The organism is Vibrio sp. 10N.222.52.C12 (genome assembly GCF_041474215.1).
Lineage (GTDB): Bacteria > Pseudomonadota > Gammaproteobacteria > Enterobacterales > Vibrionaceae > Vibrio > Vibrio crassostreae_C.
On sequence record NZ_JBFRTR010000138.1, the window covers coordinates 1 to 675 of the forward strand.

Sequence of the window (675 nt, forward strand, 5' to 3'; positions counted from 1 at the left end):
GCTTGTATGGATAATAAGCGCTCCAATCGGGTAATGTGAGACCCAGGCTTTAGCTGCAACTAAAGCTTTCTATGTAGCAGTTCGTTTAAACGCTGGCTCCTCTATCGAGAGACCGATAACAAACATGAACGCTACATAGGACTTCAAGCATAAACCTCGAATAGTCGACTGGGTCTCGAACCCGCATTACGCAAGCATGAGTTAGCTTATTATGAATACTAAAATCAATCAAAGCATCAACGTTGGAGTTGATACCGGCAAAACACAATTAGACATCCACATCAGGCCACTAGACCTATTTTTCTCAGTAGAGAACAATGATAAAGGCATCAAAAAAGCACTCAAAACGATTAAGAGTCACAGTCCTGAACGAATCGTTATTGAAGCTACAGGCCGATTAGAAATGCCTTTTGTTCTTGCATGTGCAGAGGCTCAATTACCTATTGTCAGAGCAAACCCTGTCCACATAAAACGATTCGCTGGTGCTATTGGCCGCAGAGCCAAAAATGATCGTTTAGATGCAGAATTGATCGCTCACTATGGAGAAGCAATCAAACCAGCTCTTACTGTCATAAAGCCAAAAAACATACGCCTAATGAGTGACTTAGTCATTCGCCGAAACCAGTTGTTATCCATGCAAACCATGGAAAAGAACCGAATCCAGATACTTCCCGC

The 675-nt window shown here is 42.5% G+C and carries 1 protein-coding gene; it reads left to right on the forward strand.

All coding sequences use genetic code 11. The features are described from left to right. Positions 1-211: 211 nt before the first annotated feature. Positions 212-675: transposase (locus AB4623_RS21275; RefSeq protein WP_157939976.1), on the forward strand; the 464-nt coding region annotated here is incomplete at its 3' end.